We start from the raw sequence: 7,233 nt of genomic DNA on the forward strand, positions 1-7,233 counted from the left end.
GGGACATTATCTCCCCGAAACAATTCAATTTTAATAGTAATCATTCCATGACCTTTTCCAAATGGTTTCGATCTTCAATAACATTCCCCCTGACAGAAGTTTTTCTGTGAAAGTGCCAAATTATCAAATTTTGGTTAAAAAAGCATCATTTTTTAGTAAATATCATTTATTTCCTGTTGAAATGCCTATTTGGGCCGATGATTGGGGGATGCATCGGATAATCAGCCTCTCTATGGGCTTCGCTGGAAATAATTTGGTTGTTTGCAACTAAGATTATAATTTTCTAACGAATCAAACCAAATCTGAATCACGTGAAAGGAATATCGATTAAAGATATAGCCCAGCAGGCCGGCGTTTCTCCCACCACCGTTTCTTTCGTTCTGAATGGTAAAGGAAAAGAAAAAAGAATCAGCGAACAGGTAAGCAAACGTATTCTGAAGATTGCCGGCAAGCTAAAGTATAAACCTAACCAACTGGCACGTGGTTTACGCACTGGTAAAACCAAAACAATCGGGTTAATCGTAGAGGACATTGCCAATAATTTCTTTGCCAACGTTGCGAAAGTAGTAGAAGATGAAGCAGACAAATATGGGTACAAAGTGCTTTTCGGTAGCACTGAAGACAATGAAGAAAAGGCCCGTGGCCTGCTGGAAGTACTCCGCTACCGCCAGGTAGACGGCTACATTATCACGCCTACGCTCAATCTGGACAAGGACATTGCATCTTTGCAGAAGCCAGTTGTCCTCATGGACCGTTATTTCCCGAATGTTAAAGACTCTTCTTACGTAGTGGTAGACAACTACCAGGGGGCGGTGACAGCGGTAGATCATCTGGTGGCACAGGGATATAAGCATATCGGCATCATTACCACCACTTCGCACCAGATACAGATGCAACAGCGTCTGGAAGGGTTTCAGGCGGCCCTGAAAACGCATGGACTGCCGTCGGGAAAGAATGTGATCAAACGCCTGCCTTTCGACCTGGACCGCCCCGGGTATACCCAGGAAATAACCAAATACCTGCAAAGCAACAGGGAGCTGGATGCGGTATTCTTTGCTACCAACTACCTCGGGATCTGTGGTATAGAGAGTATCCGCTCGCTGGGCCTGCAGATAGGTAGTGAGCTGGGTATGGTCAGTTTTGACGATCATGATATTTTCCGCCTGTTAAGCCCGGCAGTAACCTGTGTGGCACAGCCGGTGGAAGAAATAGGGAGAACCCTCATCAGGATACTGATGGAAGAACTGGACGAGACCTCAGAAGGCCCTGCGCAGGTAGTACTGCCGCTGGAGCTGCGGGAAAGGGAATCATCTGTATTACACAAAAAGCTAGTCAAAGCATGATGTAATCGTTTACTTAAATCATCCACATCTTATCATCGCTTTTGCCGCAGGCAGGAGCGATTTTTTTTATCCTCAAATTAGTCCGGCTATATAAATATAATTTGCTCATTATGAAAACTTTCTATAAGTTGCAATGAATCACCTATGCTCGGAAACTGTGAAAACGCCTAATTGACCCAACTACTATTTTTAAATAAATCAGGAAATCATTTTTGTAAATGTCTTATACCATGAAAAGAATGAAATACCTATTGTCGCGTTACGGATAATTTTCCACTATTAAATTTTCGTAAAGTCTTGGTACGTGAGCCGGATTTATATTACGATTTCTTCAATTTGTGTACTTTTCTCCAATAGTATTTTCACATGAAGGTGTGCTAATTTACCTGGATTACCGGATAATGACGTGTTAGATAAAAAAATGTTAAATCTTCTTTGTTTCTAAAAATTATTTGGGTAGCTTGGCGCTGTCAAATTAAGAATGTAGAGAAAAACTATGTGATTTTAGAGTGGAAGATTGTACAGAGGGACAAAGCGGTGAAAATACCACCAGTTAGAGAAGAGGGAAGAATGGCCTATACCGATCATTGAGATAAATAAAACGTAAACGGCGACCGCTGAAATGTAAGAATAAACAGTTACAATTTCAGGAAACGGCACCCAGGATTAAAAGAGAAAATAACATCACATACTGGAAACGATAGCTTATAAGCTCCTGGAAAGCGGAGCCAGCCATTGCTATGCCTGTCTGTATGTAATTACACTTGTGACTAAACACTTATCATACTTAAAATCTAACTAAAAGAAAGCTATGCGAAGATCTCTATTAGTAAGCACGCTGCTTCTTTTGTTCTGCTGCTTTACTGCTTTGGCACAGAATAAAAAGGTAGTGTCCGGGACTGTTAAAGATGACAAAGGAACAGCTATTCCGGGCGTTACTATCCTGGAAAAAGGCACAAAGAACGGGACTATGACTGGTCCTGATGGTTCCTTCAAAATCTCTGTTGCTCCTGAAGGCACCCTGGTAGTATCATTTATTGGTTATACCACCCAGGAAATTCCGGTAAATGGTCAGTCTTCTGTAAATGTATCACTGGCTACAGACAACAAAGGTCTGAGCGAAGTGGTTGTAACTGCAATGGGTATTAAGAGACAAGCCCGCTCCCTGGGTTATGCTGTTAGTACTGTAAGTGCAAAAGAAATCTCTCAAACCGGTTCTCCTAACTTTGCAGCTGCGCTGTATGGTAAGGCGGCTGGTGTAAAGGTGAACGCTGCTCCGGGTGGCGCCAGCTCTGGGGTATCTATCCAGGTGCGTGGTGTTACTTCCGTTTCTAACAATACTCAGCCACTGTATGTTGTGGACGGTATTCCTATCAGAAACATGGCTGATCCTACCAGAAAAGATTTCAATACCACCAACAACCGTATCGATGGTAACGGTGCGCTGGATATCAACCCTGAAGATATCGAAACCCTGACTGTACTGAAAGGTGCTTCTGCTTCTGCACTGTATGGTTCTGAAGCTACCAACGGTGTTGTGGTAATCACTACTAAGAAAGGTTCTAAATCAAGAGGTTTAGGTGTTGATCTGAACTATATCTACACTGCTGAAAAACTGCAGAATAGCCCTGACTACCAAAACGAATATGGTCCTGGTTATGCAGAAGCTTACAACGTAGGTGCCGGTGCAAACGCTGAAGGTTGGGTGACCAATCCTGATGGCTCACTCCGTCCTAACTACAGAGCGTATGAGTCTTTCGGTCCTAAATTCGACGGCAGAACCGTTAAATACTGGGATGGTACTGAGCGCCCATATGTAGCGAACAAGAATAACTATAAGGATTTCTTCCAGACTGGTTACAATTCTCAGTTCAACGCTGCTATCTCTAATGCGAATGATTTCGCTTCTTACCGTTTCTCTTATACCCGTACAGATTATAAAGCTATCACTCCAGGATCTAACCTGAACAAGAATAACTTTAACCTGAACGCTACACTGAGACTGCATAAGAAAGTTACAGTAGACATCGTTTCTACTTTCAATAATAACTATACTCATAACCGTCCTACTACGCTGAGCGACGTATTGAATTCTTATGGTGGTTTCTTCAGCCGTATGGATGATATGAACGCTTACTTCAACAAGTACCAGACATCTCATGGTTATAAGTATGTTACTTCTGCTAATACCAGCTACGATCAGAGCGAGAAACTGGCTTACCCAATCAGAGCTACACAGCTGATGGACTACATGTGGACACAGCTGAGAAATAGCTATGATGAAAACCAGAACCGTTTTATCAACAGTGTAACCCTGAACTATGCTATCCTGGATAACCTGAATTTCCGTGGTCGTATTGGTAACGATTACACCGGTTGGAAAGCTGAAAACAAAGAACATAACAGCCAGCCAACTTATGTAGGTACCAGCGGTAAATATGGTATCGAACAGAGATCTAACAACCTGGTGTATGGCGATGCGATGTTGAGCTACAATCCTAAAATTGGTAATGACTTTAACCTGGGTATCTCCGGTGGTTTCTCTGGCAGAAAACAGAGCTTCCAGTACCAGAACAGTACTACCACTGTAGGTTTGGCTAGTGAAAACTGGTTCTCTCTGAATAACTCTGCTGGTGCACTGTATACCTTAACTAACCGTGGTGAGCAAATCGACATCGCTGGTTTTGGTATCGTAAACCTGAGCTATAAAGGATGGTTATATGTTGAAGGAACAGGCCGTTCTGAAAAGACTTCTACCCTGGCTCCTGGCAGAAATGCTTATACTTACCCTTCTGCAAACGCAGGTTTTGTATTCTCTGATGTTCTCAAACTGCCATCCTGGTGGAACTACGGTAAACTGAGAGCTTCTTATGGTTTAACCGGTAACCACCCTGTTCTGTATGCAGCACCTGTTGCTTACTCTCAGTATGGTGTTACACTGGGCGGTAACTACCTGGTATATCAACAAATTCCTGGTAGCAGCTTCGGTAACGACAAACTGGAATCTGAGCAGAAGAGAGAGTTTGAATTCGGTCTGGAAACAAGAATCATCGGTGGTAAAGTGGGTGTTGACCTGACTTACTATAACAACAAAGTAAAGAAACAGATCCTCGAGATCACTACACCTAACACATCTGGTGCTTCTTCTCAGTTCGTAAATGCTGGTGACCTGGCTAACTACGGTTTTGAAGGTGCTGTAAATGCAACGCCAGTTCAGACGAAAGACTTCCGTTGGGATACACGTATCAACTTCGCTCTTAACCGTAACAGACTGACTAGCCTGCCTTCTACATTACCTAACATTACTAATGACCTGGAAAGCGGTTACGTAATTGCCAGATCTGAAGTAGGCGATCCACTGGGTAACATCTATGTTCACCCGCACAACATGGATGCTAATGGTAACTACAAAGTAGACGGAAGTGGTGTTTATACTTACAACACAGACGCTTATATCAAGGTAGGTAATATGATGCCTAAGATCGTTGGTGGTTTCTCTAACACCTTCTCTTATAAAGCATTCAACCTGGATGTAACCCTCGATTACCGTTTCGGTGGTAAACTGGTTTCTATTCCTTCTTACTACGCAGTTGGTGCCGGTATGTACAAGAGCACCCTCAAATACAGAGATGCTGCTCATGGTGGTATTGGTTATAATGTTGTTGGTAACGAAAGCGATGCAAACTATGTTGCAGCTGCTGCAGGTACAACTGCTCAACGTAACAATGGTATCATCCTGAACGGTGTAACCGATGACAATGGTACTAAAAACACTAAAATAATCTCTGCTGGTATCTACTACGATGCAGAGTATGGATGGCATACCGGTGACTACTCTCAGGCAGTATTCACTAACAGCTACATCAAAGTACGTGAAGTTGCGCTGACTTACAACATGCCTAAGAGCATCGTTAACAAATTACATTTCCAGGGTCTGCAGGTAGCACTGATTGGCCGTAACCTGTTCTACGTGTACAAATCCCTGCCTTATGGCCTGGATCCGGAAGTAGCGATTGGTTCAAGATGGATCGATCAGGGTATGAACAATGGTGGTATGGCTCCTACAAGAAGCCTTGGTGCTAGTGTTCGTGCACGCTTCTAATGTATTAATTTGCTAAATGACGAAACAAAGAAAACTAATGAAAAAACTTCTTATAAACGCAGCTCTTCTGGTCTTACTGGCAGGTTCTTTCAGCTCCTGTAAGAAAAAGATTGAGGAGGATTATCAAAACCCGGAACTAACTACCACTGGTAACATGGGTAAGCTGTTCAGCGGTATGTTCTTCAACAAAAGAATTCACCCTTCTTACTGGGATTATTATACCATTCTTCAGTCTTATAGTGGTGCATTTTCAGGCCTGGTTCCTGCTGTCGCAAGCAGTACTATGTACCAGACTAACTCTGCCTATACCGACGGTAGATGGACAGACTTCTACAATGGTTCTACCGGTACCGACTATAACTACAATGGTCCTGGTATCCTGAATAACTATCGCGAAATGCAGACCACTTTCAGCGGTCTGTCTACCGATAAACAAGCTGAACAGGAAGTTTACCTGAAACTGGCAGAAGTAATCGTCGCAGATCAGGCAGCCCAGATGGTGGATATGTGGGGTGATATTCCTTTCTCAAAGGCGAACTCTCTGAACACTTCTACCCGTAACATCGAGTATGCTGCTTATGACGATGCAGCTGCACTGTACGACACCCTGATCTCTAAACTGGATAACGTAAATACCTTCCTGAGCACTGCTACTGTAGCTGCTGCTGAAGCAGGTAACCTGAAACTGTACGACAGAATGTACAGCGGTGACCTGACCAAATGGCGTCGTTACGCTAACTCCCTGCGTCTGCGTCTGCTGATGCGTATCTCAAACGTTAGCGAATCCAAAGCGCAGACGGCAGTTACTGCTATGCTGAACAACGCTGCTACTTATCCTTTGATCTCCTCTAATGATCAGGATGCACTGGTATGGGAAAGCCCAACCACACTGGTAAGCGACCTGCTGAGTGCATTCACCAGCTTCCCTTACGCACCTAAATACCTGCTGGAAGATGTGATGGTTGCCAATAACGACCCTCGTACCAAAGTAACGTTCGATCCGGACAAGACCAATGGTTACAAAGGTTTCCCTTACAATGGTACTTCTAACGATTATAGCTTGGGTGGTTACGCTTCTTACGATTCTGCTACCTTCTTCTATAACTACAACCTGCCAGGTGTACTGTTCACAGCTGCTGAAGTAAGTTTCCTCCAGGCTGAAGCTTATGAAAGATGGGGACTGGGCGCTGCTGCTACTGCATATACCACCGGTCTGGATCAGTCAGTTGAATACTTCTATATGCTGAACAACAAAGCATATGCACGTCCTAGCCAGTATGCCTGGAAGGCGCTGACTGTAAATACAGATACAGTTACACTGTGGAAAGCCGCAAATGCTGTCGCTTATACCGGTACTACTGCTGAAAAACTGCAAAAGATCTATACCCAGAAATGGGTGAACTTCTTCATCATGCAGGCAAACCAGGCATGGGCTGAATACAGAAGAACTGGTTATCCTCAGGTACCACTGGCAGTTTCTGCTGGTCTGCAGGCAAATCCTCCTGTACGCTTCCTGTATCCTTCTAACGAGTCACTTTATAACACTGCTAACTACAGTGCTGTTAAGTCTAAAGATACCCGCGACACTAAGATCTTCTGGGATGTTAACTAATAACGCTTAGATAAATCATACAAAAGGCCCCGGCAAACTTGCCGGGGCCTTTTCATGTGCGCCATGCATGGCGATAAACTTGACGGTGGAAGTCCGTTATGGGGGTTTGTAATCGCCAACCATTAGCCAAGAGCAAGGGTGTCCACTGCGAAGTGGAATCTGAAGGAAGCTTACGG

The 7,233-nt window shown here is 43.8% G+C and carries 3 protein-coding genes; all 3 read left to right on the top strand.

Features of this window, described 5'->3' with window-relative positions; genetic code table 11:
• Positions 1-311: 311 nt before the first annotated feature.
• On the top strand, positions 312-1,343 hold the full coding sequence (locus ABDW33_RS11635) for a substrate-binding domain-containing protein (protein WP_343690237.1): 1,032 nt from the start codon (positions 312-314) through the stop codon (positions 1,341-1,343).
• A gap of 811 nt (positions 1,344-2,154) precedes the next feature.
• Complete coding sequence (locus ABDW33_RS11640; protein WP_343690238.1) at positions 2,155-5,445, top strand: SusC/RagA family TonB-linked outer membrane protein; 3,291 nt, start codon at positions 2,155-2,157, stop codon at positions 5,443-5,445.
• Positions 5,446-5,482: 37 nt separating this feature from the next.
• A complete protein-coding gene (locus ABDW33_RS11645; protein WP_343690239.1) occupies positions 5,483-7,057 on the top strand; it encodes a SusD/RagB family nutrient-binding outer membrane lipoprotein in 1,575 nt (524 codons plus the stop codon).
• The last annotated feature ends 176 nt before the right edge of the window (positions 7,058-7,233 follow it).

It is taken from the genome of Chitinophaga sp., assembly GCF_039596155.1.
Lineage (GTDB): Bacteria > Bacteroidota > Bacteroidia > Chitinophagales > Chitinophagaceae > Chitinophaga.

Excerpts from the sequence above, each read along its gene's own strand:
- ABDW33_RS11640 (WP_343690238.1), top strand. The coding sequence starts at position 2,155 with ATGCGAAGATCTCTATTAGTAAGCACGCTGCTTCTTTTGTTCTGCTGC.
- ABDW33_RS11645 (WP_343690239.1), top strand. The coding sequence starts at position 5,483 with ATGAAAAAACTTCTTATAAACGCAGCTCTTCTGGTCTTACTGGCAGGT.